This window comes from Halomonas sp. AOP30-A1-24, assembly GCF_052378165.1.
GTDB lineage: Bacteria > Pseudomonadota > Gammaproteobacteria > Pseudomonadales > Halomonadaceae > Vreelandella > Vreelandella citrativorans.
Genome location: NZ_JBQSXL010000004.1, coordinates 97484 through 115118 on the forward strand (window position 1 = coordinate 97484; position 17635 = coordinate 115118).

At 57.6% G+C, this 17635-nt stretch carries 17 protein-coding genes; 8 read left to right on the forward strand and 9 right to left on the reverse strand.

What is annotated here, in order from left to right:
• Window positions 1-23: 23 nt before the first annotated feature.
• The 4 genes from dgcA to ACT3TJ_RS03560 all read right to left on the reverse strand — a co-directional run bounded on the left by dgcA (window position 24) and on the right by ACT3TJ_RS03560 (window position 5048).
• On the reverse strand, window positions 24-2096 hold the full coding sequence (gene dgcA, locus ACT3TJ_RS03545) for a dimethylglycine demethylation protein DgcA (protein WP_444665464.1): 2073 nt from the start codon (window positions 2094-2096) through the stop codon (window positions 24-26).
• 11 nt (window positions 2097-2107) lie between these two features.
• On the reverse strand, window positions 2108-2641 hold the full coding sequence (locus ACT3TJ_RS03550) for a DUF5943 domain-containing protein (RefSeq protein ID WP_192526879.1): 534 nt from the start codon (window positions 2639-2641) through the stop codon (window positions 2108-2110).
• Between the two features lie 96 nt (window positions 2642-2737).
• A complete protein-coding gene (locus ACT3TJ_RS03555) occupies window positions 2738-3715 on the reverse strand; it encodes a dipeptidase (protein WP_193054053.1) in 978 nt (325 codons plus the stop codon).
• 196 nt (window positions 3716-3911) lie between these two features.
• Window positions 3912-5048 (reverse strand): GlxA family transcriptional regulator, encoded by a 1137-nt coding sequence (locus tag ACT3TJ_RS03560; RefSeq protein ID WP_444665465.1) that lies wholly within the window; start codon window positions 5046-5048, stop codon window positions 3912-3914.
• Between the two features lie 344 nt (window positions 5049-5392).
• Here ACT3TJ_RS03560 and mscL point away from each other — a divergent pair, with 344 nt between their 5' ends.
• Window positions 5393-5908, forward strand: coding sequence for a large-conductance mechanosensitive channel protein MscL (mscL, locus tag ACT3TJ_RS03565; RefSeq protein ID WP_444665466.1), 516 nt, complete (start codon window positions 5393-5395; stop codon window positions 5906-5908).
• A 78-nt stretch (window positions 5909-5986) separates the two neighbouring features.
• Here the strand turns inward: mscL and ACT3TJ_RS03570 are convergent, their stop codons facing one another.
• The 4 genes from ACT3TJ_RS03570 to hemC are packed head-to-tail and all read right to left on the reverse strand — an operon-like array spanning window position 5987 to window position 10480.
• Entirely contained in the window at window positions 5987-7249 is a 1263-nt protein-coding gene (locus ACT3TJ_RS03570) for a heme biosynthesis HemY N-terminal domain-containing protein (protein ID WP_444665467.1), read from the reverse strand.
• Window positions 7246-8700, reverse strand: a complete 1455-nt coding sequence (locus ACT3TJ_RS03575) for a uroporphyrinogen-III C-methyltransferase (protein ID WP_444665468.1) — start codon at window positions 8698-8700, stop codon at window positions 7246-7248. The genes ACT3TJ_RS03570 and ACT3TJ_RS03575 overlap by 4 nt, the downstream gene beginning before the upstream one ends.
• A 17-nt stretch (window positions 8701-8717) precedes the next feature.
• Window positions 8718-9539: a uroporphyrinogen-III synthase gene (locus ACT3TJ_RS03580; protein WP_444665469.1), complete on the reverse strand. Its 822-nt coding sequence runs from the start codon at window positions 9537-9539 to the stop codon at window positions 8718-8720.
• Window positions 9536-10480, reverse strand: coding sequence for a hydroxymethylbilane synthase (gene hemC, locus ACT3TJ_RS03585; protein ID WP_444665470.1), 945 nt, complete (start codon window positions 10478-10480; stop codon window positions 9536-9538). Before hemC ends, ACT3TJ_RS03580 begins: the two co-directional genes overlap by 4 nt.
• Window positions 10481-10774: 294 nt before the next feature.
• On the opposite strand from hemC, the gene argH reads away from it, so the two are divergent.
• From argH to ACT3TJ_RS03620, 7 genes are read left to right on the forward strand one after another with little or no spacing between them, the layout of a single operon-like run.
• On the forward strand, window positions 10775-12178 hold the full coding sequence (gene argH / locus ACT3TJ_RS03590; RefSeq protein WP_193054047.1) for an argininosuccinate lyase: 1404 nt from the start codon (window positions 10775-10777) through the stop codon (window positions 12176-12178).
• On the forward strand, window positions 12175-12297 hold the full coding sequence (gene lptM, locus ACT3TJ_RS03595; RefSeq protein ID WP_087110450.1) for an LPS translocon maturation chaperone LptM: 123 nt from the start codon (window positions 12175-12177) through the stop codon (window positions 12295-12297). Before argH ends, lptM begins: the two co-directional genes overlap by 4 nt.
• Window positions 12298-12320: 23 nt before the next feature.
• Window positions 12321-13592: a diaminopimelate decarboxylase gene (gene lysA, locus ACT3TJ_RS03600; protein WP_444665471.1), complete on the forward strand. Its 1272-nt coding sequence runs from the start codon at window positions 12321-12323 to the stop codon at window positions 13590-13592.
• A complete protein-coding gene (dapF, locus tag ACT3TJ_RS03605; RefSeq protein ID WP_193054045.1) occupies window positions 13592-14425 on the forward strand; it encodes a diaminopimelate epimerase in 834 nt (277 codons plus the stop codon). The genes lysA and dapF overlap by 1 nt, the downstream gene beginning before the upstream one ends.
• 33 nt (window positions 14426-14458) lie before the next feature.
• Window positions 14459-15169 carry a DUF484 family protein gene (locus ACT3TJ_RS03610; protein ID WP_087110456.1) on the forward strand — a complete coding sequence of 237 codons (711 nt, stop codon included), beginning with the start codon at window positions 14459-14461 and terminating at the stop codon, window positions 15167-15169.
• The gene (locus ACT3TJ_RS03615) at window positions 15162-16073 is read left to right on the forward strand and encodes a tyrosine recombinase XerC (protein WP_444665472.1); all 912 of its coding nucleotides are present in this window, start codon (window positions 15162-15164) and stop codon (window positions 16071-16073) included. Before ACT3TJ_RS03610 ends, ACT3TJ_RS03615 begins: the two co-directional genes overlap by 8 nt.
• On the forward strand, window positions 16070-16810 hold the full coding sequence (locus ACT3TJ_RS03620; RefSeq protein ID WP_444639551.1) for an HAD family hydrolase: 741 nt from the start codon (window positions 16070-16072) through the stop codon (window positions 16808-16810). Before ACT3TJ_RS03615 ends, ACT3TJ_RS03620 begins: the two co-directional genes overlap by 4 nt.
• Here the strand turns inward: ACT3TJ_RS03620 and yihA are convergent.
• On the reverse strand, window positions 16799-17452 hold the full coding sequence (gene yihA / locus ACT3TJ_RS03625) for a ribosome biogenesis GTP-binding protein YihA/YsxC (protein ID WP_444627356.1): 654 nt from the start codon (window positions 17450-17452) through the stop codon (window positions 16799-16801). The two genes, ACT3TJ_RS03620 and yihA, sit on opposite strands and share 12 nt — an antisense overlap.
• Window positions 17453-17635 lie beyond the last annotated feature (183 nt).

The following is a 17635-nucleotide window of genomic DNA, read 5'->3' on the forward strand; positions in this document are numbered from 1 at the left end:
ATTCAGCTTACAGCGTTAGTGGGTCAGAAGTCCTTGCATAACCGCAGCGCGTCATAAATGGCGGCATGCGTGTTGCGTGGCGCGGTGCAGTCACCCAGACGGAACAGCACGAAGCCATTGCCGCTTTCAGACAGGCAGGGCTGAGGCTTGATCGCGTAGAGCGCTTCGATATCGGTCTGGCCCTTGTTACGCGACTGCTCCTTGAGGCTGTAGTAGAGGGCTTCATCCGGGCGCACGCCGTTTTCTACCACCACCTGATCCACCACCCGCTCTTCTAACGCGCCGGAGTACTCGTTTTCAAGCACCGCCACCAGTGAGTCGCCTTCGCGATATACCTTATGCAGGGCGAGATCCGAGGTCATGATCACCTCTTTCTCGTACAGGCTGCGGTAGTAGGTCGGGAAGGTGGTGCCACCCACCGCGGCACCCGGCTTGATATCGTCGGTAACGATCTCGACCTTTGATCCCTTGTCTGCCAGGTAGTCGGCCGCTGAAACGCCGGAGAACTCGCAGATAGTGTCGTAGACCAGTACATTCTTGCCCGGCGCTACGCTGCCGCTAAGAATGTCCCAAGTGCTGACCACCAGGCTCTTGCCCAGGTCGCTGTCGTAACCCCACTCCGGTACCTGGGAGAGGAACGGCTGCCCGCCGGTGGCCAGAATTACTATGTCCGGGCGCAGATCAGCAATGGTCGCTTCGTCGGCACGGGTACTCAGGCGCAGGTCGATCTCAAGGCGTGCCAGCTCCAGCTGGTACCAGCGAGTGATGCCAGCAATCTGATCGCGCTGGGGGGCTTTCGAGGCCAGGGTTATCTGACCACCGAGCTGATCCTGGGCTTCAAACAGGGTGACATCATGACCGCGCTTGGCACATACGTGTGCCGCTTCCATGCCCCCCGGGCCACCGCCCACGATGACTATCTTGCGTTTGGGGCCTTCGCTTTTCTCGACAATATGCGGCAGCCCCATGTATTCACGTGCGGTCGCGGCGTTCTGAATACACAGCACGTCGAGTCCTTGGTACTGCCGGTCGATGCAGTAGTTGGCACCCACGCACTGCTTAATCTGGTCGATCTGGCCCATCTTGATCTTGGCGATGATGTGCGGGTCGGCAATATGAGCACGGGTCATGCCCACCAGGTCCACGTAGCCACCTTCAAGAATACGCTGGGCCTGATTGGGGTCCTTGATGTTCTGGGCATGGATGACCGGCACATTGACCACTTCCTTGATGCCCGAGGCCAGGTGCAGGAAGGGCTCCGGCGGAAACGACATGTTGGGAATGACGTTGGCCAAGGTATTGTGGGTATCACAGCCAGAGCCTATCACGCCGAAGTAGTCGATCATGCCGGTGGCGTCATGATAGGCCGCGATGCGCTTCATCTCCTCGTGGTCGAGGCCATCGGGGTGGAACTCGTCCCCGGTAATGCGCAGGCCCACCACGAAGTCATTGCCCACCTCGGCGCGCACCGCCTTGATCACTTCCATGCCAAAACGCATGCGATTTTCGAAGCTGCCGCCCCACTCATCGGTTCGCTTGTTGACGCGCGGGCTCCAGAACTGATCAATCAGGTGCTGGTGTACGGCAGAGAGTTCAACGCCGTCGAGACCGCCTTCCTTCGCCCGGCGCGCGGCCTGGGCGAAGTCACCGATAATGCGCCAGATCTCTTCTACTTCGATCGTCTTGCAGGTCGAGCGATGCACTGGCTCGCGAATGCCCGACGGCGATACCAGCGTCGACCAGTCGAAGCCATCCCAGCGTGAGCGACGGCCCATGTGGGTGATCTGGATCATGATCTTGCCGCCATGCTTGTGCACGGCATCGGCTAAGTTCTGAAAGTACGGGATGATGCGGTCGGTCGAGAGATTGACCGAACTCCACCAGCCCTGGGGGCTGTCGATGGAAACAATCGACGAGCCGCCGCAGATGCACAGGCCGCAGCCGCCCTTGGCCTTCTCTTCGTAGTATTTGACGTAGCGGTCTGTGGTCATGCCGCCGTCGGTGGCGTGCACCTCGGCGTGGGCCGTACTGACCACACGGTTACGAATGGTTTGGTTGCCGATTTGGATCGGCTTGAACAGTGCCTCAAATGCCATGGCAGCGATCCTCAGTTCTTGGGCGTGACAACAAACAGGCCGTACTCACAGCCCTTTTCGGCGCCGCTTTGGGTCTGTTCGGCAACCGTGCGCAGCGAGCTTCCACGCGCACTCAGAATCTGGTCCATGGCACCGGCAAACCAGCCGGTGAACATGTACTCGATTTTACGGTCCACTTTGCCCATCTGATACACGAAGGCGCTGTGTTCAAGGCGCACGCGGGCCGTGCCTGCATTCAGGTCAATCTCTTCAGTCACGAAGATGCCCCAGCCGCGCTGCGAAAGACGCTTCATGTAGTGCTCGAACACGTCCACGCCTTCCATACCGTGGAGTTCGGCCTCTTTTTCACACCAGTGCCAAGCGCTTTTATAGCCCGCTTGGTAGAGGATATCGGCGTATTTTTCAGCACCCAGGGCCTCTTCAATGGCGACGTGGTTGTTGACGAAGAAGTGGCGCGGGACATACAGCATCGGCAGCGCGTCGGTTGTCCAGATACCGGTTTCGCTGTCGACGTCAATCGGGAGTTCGGGGGCGGTTTTGGTCACGGTTGTATTCCTTACACTTATATTTATTCAAAAGACATTGAGTTATTCAGTGGCTTCCAGGGTCTCGTCGAACGGCAGTACAGACTGTGCATGTACTTATTCGCCCCACACATCCTTCAAGGTTCTAACCCAGTTCTCGCCCATGATTTTTCTGACCTGAGATTCGCTCAGGCCGCGCTTGAGAAGCGCCTCTGTCAAGTTGGGGAATTCGCCGATAGTACGGATACCTTCGGGATTAATGATCTTGCCGAAGCTGGTCAGGCGGCGGGCGTAGCCCTTGTCGTGGGTCAGCCACTCAAAGAAGTTCTGGTCATGGCCTTGGGTGAAATCGGTGCCGATACCGATGGCGTCTTCACCCACGATGTTCATGATGTACTCAATCGCTTCGCAGTAGTCGTCGATGGTCGAATCAACGCCCTTCTTGAGGAACGGGGTGAACATGGTGACGCCGACAAAGCCGCCGTGGTCGGCGATGAACTTGAGCTCTGCATCCGACTTGTTGCGCGGGTGTTCCTTGAGTCCGGAGGGCAGGCAGTGGGAGTAGCACACCGGCTTTTTGGACTCAAGAATGACTTCTTCAGAGGTCTTGGCGCCTACGTGGGAAAGATCGCACAGCATACCCACACGGTTCATTTCGGCAACGATCTCGCGGCCAAAGCCGGACAGCCCGCCGTCACGCTCGTAGCAGCCGGTGCCGACCAGGTTTTGGGTGTTGTAGCACATCTGCACAATGCCCACACCGAGCTGTTTGAAGATCTCGACGTAGCCGATCTGATCTTCAAAGGCGTGCGCATTCTGGAACCCAAAGATGATCCCGGTCTTGCCCTCTTCCTTGGCGCGCATGATGTCGGCAGTGGTACGCACCGGGCGAACCAGGTCGCTGCACTCTTCCATCAGTTTGTTGGAGGCGACAATATTGTCCACCGTTGCCTTGAACCCCTCCCAAACCGAGACAGTGCAGTTGGCTGCCGTCAGGCCGCCACGGCGCATGTCTTCCAGCAGTTCGCGATTCCATTTGGCAATGATTAGGCCGTCAATGATGATGGCGTCCTGGTGTAATTCGGCAGGGTTCATAACGTGGCTCCTGAATTGTTTATGTAGGGAGCATAGCGCTGAGGTGGTGCCTATCTGCTCTTGGAAACGACGATGGAAATTCCAAAAGCGTCATCATGAGAAATGCAGGCGCAGGAAGCCTGGTGAATAAACAGAAAACACGGTACAAAAAAAGAGCCGCCTTGCGGCAGCTCTAGTTCAGCGGTGGTACACCCGTTTAGCCAAGAGGAACGCTGGCAAAGGTGGGTTCGCCCTGGGCATAGGCCAGAGCCAGCAGCGCGCTTGATGCCGGCTCGTTGCTGACAGGTTCTGCTCCCCAGCGCTTCAGCAGCGGAGGAATTTTTTCCGGCGCTTTTTGGCGTGTATGGATGCCCAGGCGCTCATCGCGTGGTGGAATACCAAAACATTCCCGATAGCACTTGGAAAAATGCGGGGTAGAAACAAAGCCGCATACCGAGGCAATCTCAATGATCGAGAGAGGCGTTTGTTTGAGCAGTTGGCGCGCCCTGACCAAGCGCAGCTTCAGGTAATACCTGGAAGGCGAACAGTGTAAGTAACGCTGGAACAGTCGCTCCAGCTGGCGGCGGGAAACATCGACATAGCTTGCCAGCTCATCAAGCTCAAGCGGCTCTTCAAGGTTGGATTCCATCAACGCGACGATTTCCAGCAACTTGGGCTGCGTCGTACCCAGCACGTGTTTTAACGGCACGCGCTGCTGATCCTGCTCGTTGCGCATACGCTCATAGACGAACATTTCGGAAATACCGGCGGAAAGCTCCTTGCCGTGATCGTGAGCGATCAGGTTGAGCATCATATCCAGCGGCGCCGTGCCGCCCGAGGCAGTGAAACGGTCACGGTCAATGGAAAACAGCCGCGTCGTCAGGACGATTTTCGGAAATGCTTCCTGAAGAGAGGCCAGGCACTCCCAATGAATGCTGATTTCATAATGATCCAGTAAACCCGCCTGACCCAGCGCCCAGCTACCGGTACAGATAGCACCCAAGCGTCGCAGCTGGCGCGACTGAGCCTGTAGCCATTGAATATGCTCGCGGCTAACGCTGTGCTGAGGAGCGACCCCGCCACATACGACTACCCAATCAAGTGAGAGCGGCGCATGGATAGAGGCGTCCGGCGTCACATTAAGGCCGTCGCTGGCGCGCACCGGTGCACCGTCCTGAGTCAAGGTATACCAGCGGTAAAGCTCTCGCCCCGCCAACTGGTTTGCCATACGCAGTGGTTCAATCGCTGACGCCAGCGAAATGAGGGTGAAGTTGTCCAGCAGCAGAAAACCGAGCGTTTGCGGTATGTGCGAGTGACCTACTGGCATGGTTTTTTGGGATTGATCGGTGGTCATGGTCTTTACCTCTATCACCTAACATCATTGATGTTCTTTTTATTATCGTTCTATGTCGCTGGTGTCTTGTTGTGAGCCCCTGCGCTAGATACGTGCTGCTTGCCTGCATATTGGCACGAATGACGCTTATACTGACAAAGCAATCTGAAAGGCAACTCAACGGGTGTCGCAAATAGAATGCTTGAGGTCGTTTTAAAGGCGGTAAATACCGATACTAAGCGGGTGTCAGTGATTAGCGAAACGTTTTTTCAACATTCAGCGTCGTTTTAATAAGTCATTGAACCCAAAGGCTTTGCACACAAAAACGCTATAAGCTCATAATCTGAATGCGTAAGGAGGCATCAATGGCCAGGTTTTTCAAGGAGTTCCGCGAGTTTGCCGTTAAAGGCAATGTGGTAGACATGGCGGTGGGCATCATTATCGGCGGCGCGTTTACACTGATTGTGCAAAGCCTGGTAAAAGATGTCATGAATCCGGTGATCGGCCTGTTGGTCGGCGGTATCGATTTCTCTAACCTGTTTGTCGTGCTCCGAGAAGGAGCAACGTCAGCACCGTACCCCACACTTGCGGCGGCTCAGGCAGATGGTGCGGTGACCCTCAACCTTGGCCTGTTTATCAATGCGGTCGTCAGTTTTACGATTGTTGCCTTTGTGGTCTTCATGCTGGTGAGAACCATCAACCGCTTAAAGCGCGAAGAGGTAGAGGCGCCCAAAAGTCCGGTCGAAAAACCCTGCCCCTACTGCTTTATGACGGTGCCTATCAAAGCGACCCGCTGCGGACACTGTACGTCAGAGCTGCCCGTACCCACGCAAGCTGAAGAGCAGTCTCTAGGGGCGGCAACGCCTCCACCGCAGGCGTGACGGGAAACGCTATTCAGGACGGATCAACGGCATAAAAAAAGGGGCACCTCGCAGGGCGCCCCTTTTTCGTAGCGTACCTTAAGCGCGTTTTGTGGTCGCTTTCGTATCCGGTTTTTGGCTGTCGCTGGCATCGCTGGGTTGAGGGAGCGAAGGCAGTGACTGCGCTAGCATTTCTACGCTGTGGCGGTAGTAAAGCTGGCTTTTATTGTGTTCGCCAAGGCTTGCGTAGAGACGCGCAAGCTCGGCGCACACCTCTCCATTGGGACGCTGGCGCTGGCTGGCCTCAAAGTACTCCAGGGCTTTTTCCCACTTGCCGGTACGCAGGGAGAGGCGGCCACAGGTTAGCAGTAGCTCGGGGTCATTGGGGCGCTCTTGCAGCCACTTTTCAGTTTTTGTCAGTTGGCGCGCCGCATGCACGTTAAGCAGGCCATAACGCTTCACCAACCGGGCATCCCAGTGATGATCCAGCGAGTGGTTTAGCAGACGCTCGGCGATGCTCTCTTCGTTCGACTGGACCAGCGCATCGGTATACAGCACGACCAGTTCGGTGTTGCCGCGCAGGTACTCGGGCATGTCTGCCCAGAGGCCGCGAACACGCTCGATATTACCGGGATTTTTAGCTTCAAACAGAATCAGCTCACGGTACGCCTTGAATTCAAGCTGCTCGCGCTCCTGCTGGGCAATCAGCTTTTGGGCAGCCAGGCGTGGCAGCAGCCAGCGCAAGCCCTCCCAGTCGTTGACGCTCAGGTGTACCTGCTTGAGCAGTTTCAGTACCTGCGGGTGGTCGCTTAGTTTTCTGTCCAGGCGATTCAGAATTGCCAGCGCCTCTTCAGGCTGCTGTCGATCAATCATCAGCTGCGCCTGCATCAAGCCAATGGCCGTGTCGGCGCCTTCGGTGGTGAGCTGGGCCTGGTTCAGGTGCTCTTGAGATTTAGTGTGGTTACCCTGGTAGTGTGCTGCCAGGGCGGCCGACAGGTAGTTAACTAGCGGCGTGCTGGAGTCATTGGCGGCGTGGACCAGGGTTTTTTCGGCTTTTTTCCAGCGGCCTTCCGTCAAGGCGACCAAACCACGCACGGTACGCTTCATGGCACGGCGATTACGCGCACGGCTGTTCCAGGTACGGAAACGGCCCACAGGACGAAGGATGCCGGTCAGCAGCCGCAGTGCAAAATGCACCACAATAAATGCGGCCAGCAGCAGAATCAGGCCAAACCAGAACGAGGTCTGGACCGAGGTTTCACCTACCCGAATTAACCAATAACCAGGTACTGACATCATCAGGTGCCCAAACAGGGCACCGACGGCTAGGCCCGCGACCAGCAGGAGAATAAGTTTTCTCATGCATCACCTCCCTCTTCGCCATTTTGCTGGCGCGTCCTGAAGCGGTTTTCAATAAAGTGGGTCATGGCCTGCTGGGAGGCGCTGATATCCGGCAGTTCGGGCTCAATATCCGCTTGCTTAAGCTCCTGAAGGCTTGAGATCACGCTTTGCGTGGCCTCGCTGTCCAGGTCGTAGTAGCCGTTAAGTAATTCCAGCGCTTTATCGATACTGGCTTCATACAGCGGCTGCTCCTCTTTCAACAGGGCAAGCTGGGCCTGCTCAAGAATCAAGCGCAGGCTTTGGCGCAGGTACGACTCTTGCTCGGGAGTGACCAGCATTTCCATCGGTTCGTCGTGATGACGAATCACGACCAGGTCTTTAAGCTCTTCACCAAAACGTGCCAGTTGACGCTGGAAGTTGCCGGTAGGCGGCTGCTCAATGCCGGAGGTGACGGCGCTTTCTTCCACTTCCTGCGAAAGACGCAGGCTGGAAACGCGTTCTTGCAGCGCATTAAGCGCTAGATAGAGTCCCGTACGATCCACACGCGGCACGCCATCCAGTTCGGCAAGCTCGTTAGCAATATCACGACGCACGGCGGTTAGCGCTGGGTTGTCAGCATCCGCCAGGCGGGCGTCGGCGGTACGCAGCAGCGCAGCAGCACCGTCAACATCGCCTTCAAGCTGGAGGCGCTGATTTGCCAGGCGCAGCAGATAGGCCGCTTCTGCATGTAGCCAATCGCGGTCGTCGGTGTCTTGCGTCTGGGAAAGCTGGTTCAGCACGTCATCCAGCGTGCTGTTGACGTCGCTGCGGTAGCTATCAAGCTCGCTGCGTAACTCTTCCAGCGTGCCATCAAGGGCCTGGGTACGTTCGCGTTCGCTGCTTTCAATGCGTGATTCAAGCTCGCTCACGGATTGCTGCGTCGCGCTGCTGTCAGTCTGTTGGCTTAACGCATTGATGCGCTGTTGCTGGCTATTAAGGCGTTGCCAGCCTTGCCAGGCCACCACAATAAGCGCCACGCCCAGCACCAGTACCAACACCAAGGCTAACAGGCCGCCTTTGCGGCCTTTATGCTGCTCACCTCCACTTGGGGGAGGCGGCGTTGTGCCTTTTCCACCGTTACCGGAGGGGCGATTGGGCGTTGCCGTATTGCCATCGGGCTCTTTTTTAGCCGTGGCAGGTTCTGTAACGCTGGCTGTCGGTTTTTCGCTGTTAGGCGTCGTACTGGGAGGGGGGGCGGTGGCAGAGGCCGCGTCAGGTTTGCCGCTGTTTTTGCCACGCCGACGAGAGCTAGCATTTTTAGGCGCGTTGCTTGATGGTTCGGCAGCCGAGCTTGCGGGTGGGCTGCTTTCAACCGCGCTTGATGGCGAGGGAGCTGAGGTAGACGCGGCAGTTTCGCCCGGCGTGGCGCTTTTTTGAGGCGCGTCGGCGGACGCTTTTTGTACGTCTTCCTGGTCGTTTGGTTGTTTGCTCATCTGTCGCTAGCCCTTAATTAAGTTCCTTGATCGACATCGGCACCCATAGGATTACAGGACCTGCACAACGCAGCTGCAAGGGCAGCTGGCGTTGCTCCCGACGCCACCTTGAGGTCACAAAAACCCAGTGTACCGGCCAGTGTAGCTAAACGCTGACTGGAAACGATTAGCGGTTGGTTCAACGCTGTTTGATCACACCATTTTGCCAGATGTTCGAGCAGTTCGCTGCTGGTGACGATGAGTGCTCGAAAATCTCCCGTAGCAAGGCGGGCCTGGAGTGAGGCCGAAGGCGGCTGAAAAATGCGCCGATACACAGCGACCCGGGTCATCTGAGCACCGCGTTCTGTCAGCGTCTCGGCCAGTAGCGTTCGGCCACCTTCTCCCGCCACCAGTAATATCCGCTGATGTGCGACATTCTTCAGTGAGGCGAGCGCTAAAAGTGCCTCGCTGGTGTTATCGCCGCGCTCATTTCCAGCCTTTTGTTGGTCAGCACCGGGTCTGTCAGCCGCTGCTGATGGGATGCGTACCCGTACGCCCAACTGGTCAAACAGTGCCTCTGCCGTAGCGCTCCCCACGCCATAATAAGCAATGCCAGTGGGCAGCTGTGGCCAGTAGCGGTCCAACGCGTTACCTAAACACAGGGCTGCGAAGGGGCTAACCACTATTATCTTGTCGTACTGGTCAATATCCAGCCAGACACGGCGCATCAGCGGGTCTTCTGGTAGCGCTTGAAGGCTCATCACCGCCATTGGCTCTACCCAAGCGCCCGTTGCGCGCAGCGTATTGGCAAGCACTTCACCGCGCTTGCCTGGTCGGCAGATCAGCACTGGCTGTGTCATACGTGGTTGCCGTAGACCTCGGCCAAAATATCGCCTGCACCCTGGTCAAGCAGCTCTTCGGCAATACGGATGCCCAGTGCTTCAGGCTCGTACATTGAGCCGCGGCCTTCAGCACGCAATACTTCGGTGCCCTCAGGATTGCCCACCAGCCCGCGCAGCCACAGCGTCTCATTGGTCTTGTCGAGCACCGCGAAACCGGCAATCGGTACTTGGCAGCCGCCTTCCAGGCGCGTATTCATGGCGCGTTCGGCACGTACGCGGGTGGCGGTGTCCGGGTCATCCAGCGGAGCCAGCAGGCCGATCAGTTCCGGGTCATGCAGGCGGCACTCAATGCCCAGCGCGCCTTGGCCGCAGGCGGGCAGGCACACTTCTGGCGGCAGTGCCTGGGCAATACGCTCTTCAAGGCCCAGGCGTTTTAAGCCAGAGGTCGCCAGGATAATGGCATCGAATTCACCATCGTCCAGTTTGGCCAGTCGGGTTTGCACGTTGCCGCGCAGGCTGAGAATTTGCAGGTCAGGGCGAGCTTCACGAAGTTGGAGTCCGCGACGCAGGCTGGCGGTGCCTATTTTGGCCCCTTCAGGCAATTCATCGATGCTTTTATAATGGTTGGATACAAACGCATCGGTAGGGTCTGAGCCCTCTAAAATAACCGAAAGCCCTAAGCCTTCGGGGAAAAGCATGGGGACATCCTTCATCGAGTGGACGGCAATATCCGCGCGGCCATCCAGCATGGCGTCTTCCAGCTCTTTAACAAATAGCCCCTTGCCGCCAATTTTAGACAGAGGGGTGTCGAGAATTTTGTCGCCTTTAGTAGAGAGCGCGACCAGCTCAACCTCAAGGCCCTCATGGGCAGCCATCAAGCGGTCACGGACGTGCTCGGCTTGCCACATGGCCAACTGACTTTTCCGCGTAGCAATACGCAGTTTGGTGATGGATGACACGTTATTCTCCCTTTGCCGCTAACGCGGCGCGTCAAGCTATGATGTGTCTCATCATAAAGCACCCGGGCGCACAGTAAAAATAACTGGCTGTTTTTAAGAAGCTGTTTTAAGCCACTGTCTTCAAAAGCTGTCTCCAAGAGCAGTCTTAAAGAATTGCCTTAAAGATAAGTGCTCGGCGGGCCAAACGCCATTATTCTGCAAACGTGGGCGGCCCGAACTCAAGCCATAAGCGCAATGACTCTGTTACACTTTCCGCCATCGACTCTTTTGTTTTGTCAGCAGGATATACCTCCGATGAGCCAAGCTACGAATCAGTCCTGGGGCGGTCGCTTCAGCGAGCCTACCGATGCCTTTGTTGCGCGTTTTACCGCGTCTGTCACCTTTGACCAGCGCCTTGCGCGCCAGGATATTCAGGGCTCTATTGCCCACGCCACCATGCTTAGCCGCGTAGGCGTGCTGACCGACGAAGAACGCGACGCGATTATTAACGGTTTGACCGAAATTCAAGGTGAAATCGAGCGCGGCGAATTTAACTGGTCGGTGCCGCTTGAAGACGTCCACATGAATATCGAAGCACGCCTGACCGACAAGATCGGTATCACTGGCAAGAAGCTTCACACCGGTCGTTCGCGTAATGATCAGGTAGCGACCGACATCCGCCTGTTTATGCGCGACGAGATTGACGTCATTGAGGTGGAATTAAAGCGCCTGCGCGAAGGCATGATCGAGCTTGCCGACCGCGAAGCCGATACCATCATGCCCGGCTTTACCCACCTGCAAACCGCCCAGCCGGTCACCTTTGGTCATCATCTGCTGGCCTGGCAGGAAATGCTCGCCCGTGACCATGAGCGCCTGCTGGATTGCCGTAAACGCGTTAACGTACTGCCGCTGGGCGCCGCTGCGCTGGCGGGGACTACGTACCCGATTGACCGCCACGTCACCGCTGAGCTGCTGGGCTTTGAGCGTCCGGCAGAAAACTCGCTGGATGCCGTATCGGATCGCGACTTCGCGATTGAATTCACCAGCTTTGCCAGCATCTTAATGATGCACTTGTCGCGCATGAGCGAGGAACTGGTGTTGTGGACCAGTGCCCAGTTTGACTTTATCGACCTGCCTGACCGCTTCTGCACCGGCTCTTCCATCATGCCGCAGAAGAAAAACCCTGACGTGCCGGAGCTGGTACGCGGTAAAACAGGCCGCGTATATGGTCATTTGATGGGCCTGCTGACGCTGATGAAGTCGCAGCCGCTGGCCTACAACAAGGATAATCAGGAAGATAAAGAGCCGCTGTTTGACGCGGTGGATACGGTGCGCGACTGCTTGAAAGCGTTCGCGGATATGGTGCCTGCCATTGAGCCGAAAAAAGACAGCATGTATGAAGCGGCGCGGCGTGGGTTCTCTACCGCCACCGACCTTGCCGACTATCTGGTCCGTAAAGGCGTTGCCTTCCGCGATGCCCATGAAATCGTCGGCCAGTCGGTTGCTTACGGCCTGAAAACCCAAAAAGATCTCTCGGAAATGAGTCTGGAAGAGCTTCAACAGTTCTCCTCTATCATCGAGCAGGATGTTTTTGACGTACTGACGCTGGAAGGCTCGGTAGCCGCGCGTAATCACATTGGCGGTACGGCGCCCAATCAGGTGCGTGCCGCAGCACAGCGCGCCCGCGAGGCGCTCTCGTTACTGCAGGGTCAGGCATGAAAACATTAGCGCTTATCGCGATCATCGCTTTATTCGTCGCGGGTTGCGGTCAGAAGGGACCGCTTTACCTGCCCGACGATAACTCACCCGATAACGGTGTGGCCGAACAGGCTGGGTAAGCGGCTGCAGGAGAGACGACATTATGGATCATTTTAACTATCGCGACGGCGTGCTTTACGCCGAAGATGTGCCGCTTTCGCAGATTGCCGCAGAGCACGGCACGCCCTGTTACGTTTATTCCAAGGCAACATTTGAGCGCCACTTTCGCGCTTACACCGAAGCGCTTGGCGGTCACCCGCATTTGATCTGCTACGCCGTTAAAGCCAACTCTAACCTGGCGGTGTTGGGCCTGCTTGCAAGGCTAGGCGCCGGGTTTGATATTGTCTCCATTGGTGAGCTTGAGCGCGTGCTGGCAGCCGGAGGAGACCCTGAAAAAGTGGTGTTCTCAGGTGTTGCCAAGCAGCCCCACGAAATGGCCCGTGCGCTTGAAGTCGGCATCAAGTGTTTTAACGTTGAATCTCGCCCTGAGCTGGAGCGCTTAAACGCTGTAGCGGGGGAGCTGGGTAACGTTGCCCCGGTTTCGCTGCGCGTTAACCCGGACGTGGACGCGGGCACTCATCCGTATATTTCCACCGGGCTCAAGGACAACAAGTTTGGCATCGCGGTCGATGACGCGCTTGAGGTTTACGAGCTGGCGGCCAGCCTGCCGAATCTTGAGGTGAAGGGGCTGGATTGCCATATTGGTTCGCAGTTGACCGAAACCGCTCCGTTTTTGGACGCGTTGGATCGGCTATTGATGCTGATGGAGCGCCTGCGCGAACGGGGTATCGAGATTGATCATTTGGATTTGGGCGGCGGCTTGGGCGTGCCTTACCGGGATGAAACGCCCCCGCAGCCGTTTGATTATGCAAGCCAGCTGTTAGCTCGCCTGTCGCGCTGGGAAGGTGGCGAAAATCTGACGCTGCTGTTTGAACCAGGCCGCTCTATTGCCGCCAATGCAGGCGTCATGCTGACGCGGGTTGAATTCCTGAAGCCCGGCGAAACCAAGAACTTCGCCATTGTTGATGCGGCCATGAACGACCTGATTCGCCCGGCGCTGTATCAGGCGTGGCAGGCTATCGTGCCGGTGGACACTCGTGAAACTCGCCCAAGTGCGGTGTATGACGTGGTCGGCCCGGTGTGCGAAACCGGCGACTTTCTGGGTAAAGAGCGTGAGCTTGCGATTGCCGAAGGCGATCTTCTGGCGGTGCGTTCAGCGGGTGCTTACGGCTTTGTTATGGCGTCCAACTACAACAGCCGTCCGCGCCCTGCCGAGCTAATGGTCGATGGCGATACGTGTCACGTGGTACGGCGCCGTGAAACGGTCGAAAGCCTTTGGGCGGGCGAAGCGCTGCTGCCTGAAGGAGCGCACTAATGCTTCTGCATTTCACCAAAATGCACGGCCTGGGCAACGACTTTATGGTCGTTGACCTGGTAACCCAGCGTGCCCGGCTGCGTGAGGAGCATATCCAACAGCTGGCTGATCGTCGCTTTGGGATTGGTTTTGATCAGTTGCTGGTGGTTGAGCCGCCCCGCAACCCCGAGATGGACTTTCGCTACCGTATTTTCAATGCCGACGGAAGTGAAGTGGAGAACTGTGGCAACGGCGCTCGCTGCTTTGCGCGCTTTGTGCGCGACCAGCGCTTGACCCACAAGCATGAGATTCACGTAGAAACAGCCGGTGGCCCGCTGGTGTTGCACGTACAGCACGATGGCCTTGTGCGTGTCGATATGGGGCGGCCGCGCTTTAGCCCGGCAGCACTACCCTTTGAGGCCCCAGGCGACCAACCATTACACGAACTTGAGGTCGACGGTGAAACGCTTCACATTGGTGTGGTATCCATGGGTAATCCCCACGCGGTATTGCAGGTGGAAAGCGTTGAGCGCGCCCAGGTTGAGCGTTTTGGGCCGTTGATGGAAGCGCACCCTCGCTTCCCCAAGCGTGTTAACGTGGGCTTTATGCAGGTTCTTTCGGCTAACCAGATTCGTCTACGGGTATTTGAGCGGGGCAGTGGCGAAACGCTTGCTTGTGGTACCGGTGCGTGCGCCGCCGTTGCTAGCGGAATCCGCCAGGGCATCCTGAAAAGCCCGGTGAGCGTTCACCTGCCCGGCGGCGAGCTGACGATCGAGTGGCCCGACCCGGAAGCGTCGCTGATTATGGTCGGCCCGGCTACACGCGTTTTTGATGGTCGCGTAGCACTTAATTGATAGTGACGCGTAACGGATACAAGGAGAACGGTGATGTCTCAAGCCCCTGAACCGCGCAAGACGCTCGATCCAGACCAGGTAGCATTTTGGCTTGCCCGGCATCCCGATTTTTTTGTAGGCCGTGAAGGGTTGTTGCAGCAGCTTAAAGTGCCGCACCCGCATATTGATGGTGCGGTATCGCTGCTTGAGAGGCTGGTGCTGGACTTGCGTCAGCGGGCGGAAAAGGCTGAAGATCGTCTGGAGCATTTACTGGAAACTGCTCGGCACAACGAAGCTCAGTATCGGCGCCTACGGGAAACGCTGATGGCGCTGGTCGAAGCGGATAGCCGTGACGCCTTAGCGCAAGCTCTGGCGACTCAGCTTAACGAGCGCTTTGATACGCCCGCGATGGCGCTTTGGTGCCCGGCGTCGTTAAGCGATAGCGAACCCACCATGCCCCAGCCTCCGCGCCATGTGCTGGACCAGCACGCCAGTACACGTTTGGCCGCGTTACTGGACGGTAAAACCAGCCGCTGTGCCAAGTTAAGCGTTAGCGACTGGAAGTGCCTATTGCCGCATACTAAAGCGCCACGTAAAGCGGGCTCCTGCGCTATCTCGCGCCTCTCGGCGGGCGAGTCGCTGGGATACCTGCTACTGGCAAGCCCCAACCCTGACTGCTATCGCGCCAGCATGGATACGCTGTTTACCGAGTATCTTGGGGATATCGTGGCACGGCTTTTAATTCGCTTGGAAACGTATGGCTGAGTCGCTTCTTGCCGCAGCGGTGGCACGCTATATCGGCGCGCTAGGCCAACATGCAAGCCCGGCAACCGTCGCCGCCTATCAGCAGGATTTAAGCGCCCTGTGCCGGTTTGCCGAGCAGCGCGAAATACAGGACCCAGCGCTGCTGGATACGGCGCTGCTGCGCACTTTTCTAGGCACAGAGCGCAGCCGTGGGCTTGGCGCACGCAGCCTTGCACGACGCCGAGCGGCGCTTTCGCGCTTTGCCGATGACCTGGTCAAGCAGGGAATTCTTGCCGATAACCCGGTCGCGCTACTGCGCACGCCTAAGCAACCCAGCCACCTGCCGCGCCCGGTCGATGTGGATGCATTGGCCCATTTTCTGGATAGCCCGCATGATGGCTCCCCCTTGGCCGTACGCGACCAGGCCATGCTGGAGCTTTTTTACTCCAGTGGTTTGCGCCTGGCAGAACTTGCCGCGCTGGACCTTCACGATCTGCAGACCAACCGCGTACGTGTGATAGGCAAAGGCAGTAAGCCACGCCAGGTGCCTGTCGGGCAGCGCGCCCAGCACACCCTGGCGGAGTGGATTGCCTGCCGGGCAACCATGGCACCAGAGGGTGAAACGGCGCTTTTTGTGGGCCAGCGTGGGGCGCGGCTGGGGCATCGAGCCATTCAAAAACGTCTTGCCCAACTCTCTGTTAGCCGGGGCTTGCCCGAGCACTTGCATCCTCACCGCTTGCGCCACTCGTTTGCCAGCCATTTGCTTGAATCAAGCCAGGATCTGCGTGCGGTTCAGGAGTTGTTAGGCCACGCAAACCTCTCCACCACCCAGGTATATACTCGGCTCGACTGGCAGCATTTGGCGACCAGCTATGACGCCGCCCACCCACGCGCCAAGCGCCGCCCTTCTGGAAACACACCATGACCGCACTAGCAGCTATCACGTTTGATTTAGACGATACGCTTTGGGATAACCAGGGCGTGATGCTACGCACGGAGGAGGGGCACTACGGCTGGTTACTTGAGGCGCTGAGTATCTGGCGCGCTACGCGTCACGAGGCGCCGCTGTCGCTGGATTATGAGGCGGGCGTGGAGGACTATTTACAGCGCCGCCAGCAGTTCGCTAAAGATGTGCCCGAGCGGCGCGGCGACTTTACCTGGCTACGCCTGCGCGCTCTGGAGGCGCAGTTGGAAGCCGAGGGCCTGCCCCGGAGTGCGGCCATTTTGTGGGCGGCAGCGGCCATGAACGAGTTTCATCGCCTGCGTATCCAGGTTTCTCCGCATCCGGAAGCGGCGGGTCTGCTTTCCGCGTTAGGCGAGCGCTACCAGCTGGCGGCCATTACCAACGGCAATATTCATTTAAAGCGTCAGCCGTTGGCGGCGTATTTCCCGGTGGCGATTGCTGCAGGCGAGCTTCTGGCACCCAAGCCGGAACACACGCCTTTTCTAACGGCGCTTTCACGGCTTAATGTCACGCCCGAGTGCGCGATGCACGTCGGCGACTCGTGGGAAGAGGATATTTTACCGGCTCAGCAGCTGGGCATGCATGCGGTGTGGGTCTCAACCGACCAGAGCCAGGCGCTGCCGCCCAGGGTACACCGCATCGCACATATTAAAGAGCTGCCGGGTATATTGGATAAGCTGGACGGTTCAGTGGCCTGAGGTGTCTTCCGGTGGCGTATGCAGCCACTGGTCAAGCTTTTGCGAAAGTGTATCGACGCCCTGGCGCTTGAGCGATGAGAAAAGCTGAACTGACACCAGGTCTTCCCACTCTTTTAAGCGAGAACGGACTTTTTGCAGCGAGGCACTTGCCGGGCCTTTTTTCAGCTTGTCGGCCTTGGTTAGCAGGATATGTACCGGCATATTGCGCTGGTCGGCGAAGCTCAGCATCATCTGGTCAAACTCGGTCAGCGGGTGGCGAACGTCCATCAGCAGCACCAGCCCGCGCAGGCTAAACCGACCCCGCAAGTAGTCGGACAAATGCTGCTGCCACTCGATTTTGACGGCTTCTGGCACTTTCGCATAACCGTAGCCTGGAAGGTCAACCAGACGCCGCGCCTCGTCGTTCATGACGCTGAAAAAGTTGATCAGCTGCGTGCGCCCTGGCGTGCGCGAAGTGCGGGCGAGGCCGTTCTGTTGCGTGAGCGCGTTGATAGCGCTCGATTTTCCCGCGTTAGAGCGTCCTGCAAACGCCACTTCCGCACCCGTATCGTCAGGGCAGGTAGCCAGTGTCGGGGCGCTGATAACAAATTTGGCGGTAGGGTAGTTCAACCGAGCGACGGGGCTATCTTGAGGGGTGGACATGGAATGAATCCTGAAAATCGAACCTATAAAACAGTCTGCGTTAACCACGCGTATAATGACATGGCACGCCGCACTGCGACGAATTGCCCCGTCAGTCAGGTCAAGCATTGTGCTAAAAAGCGGTGATACCTGTGACCTGGGGCGTTAGTGTACCACTGGGCTTAAGCCAACAGCGACTAATCG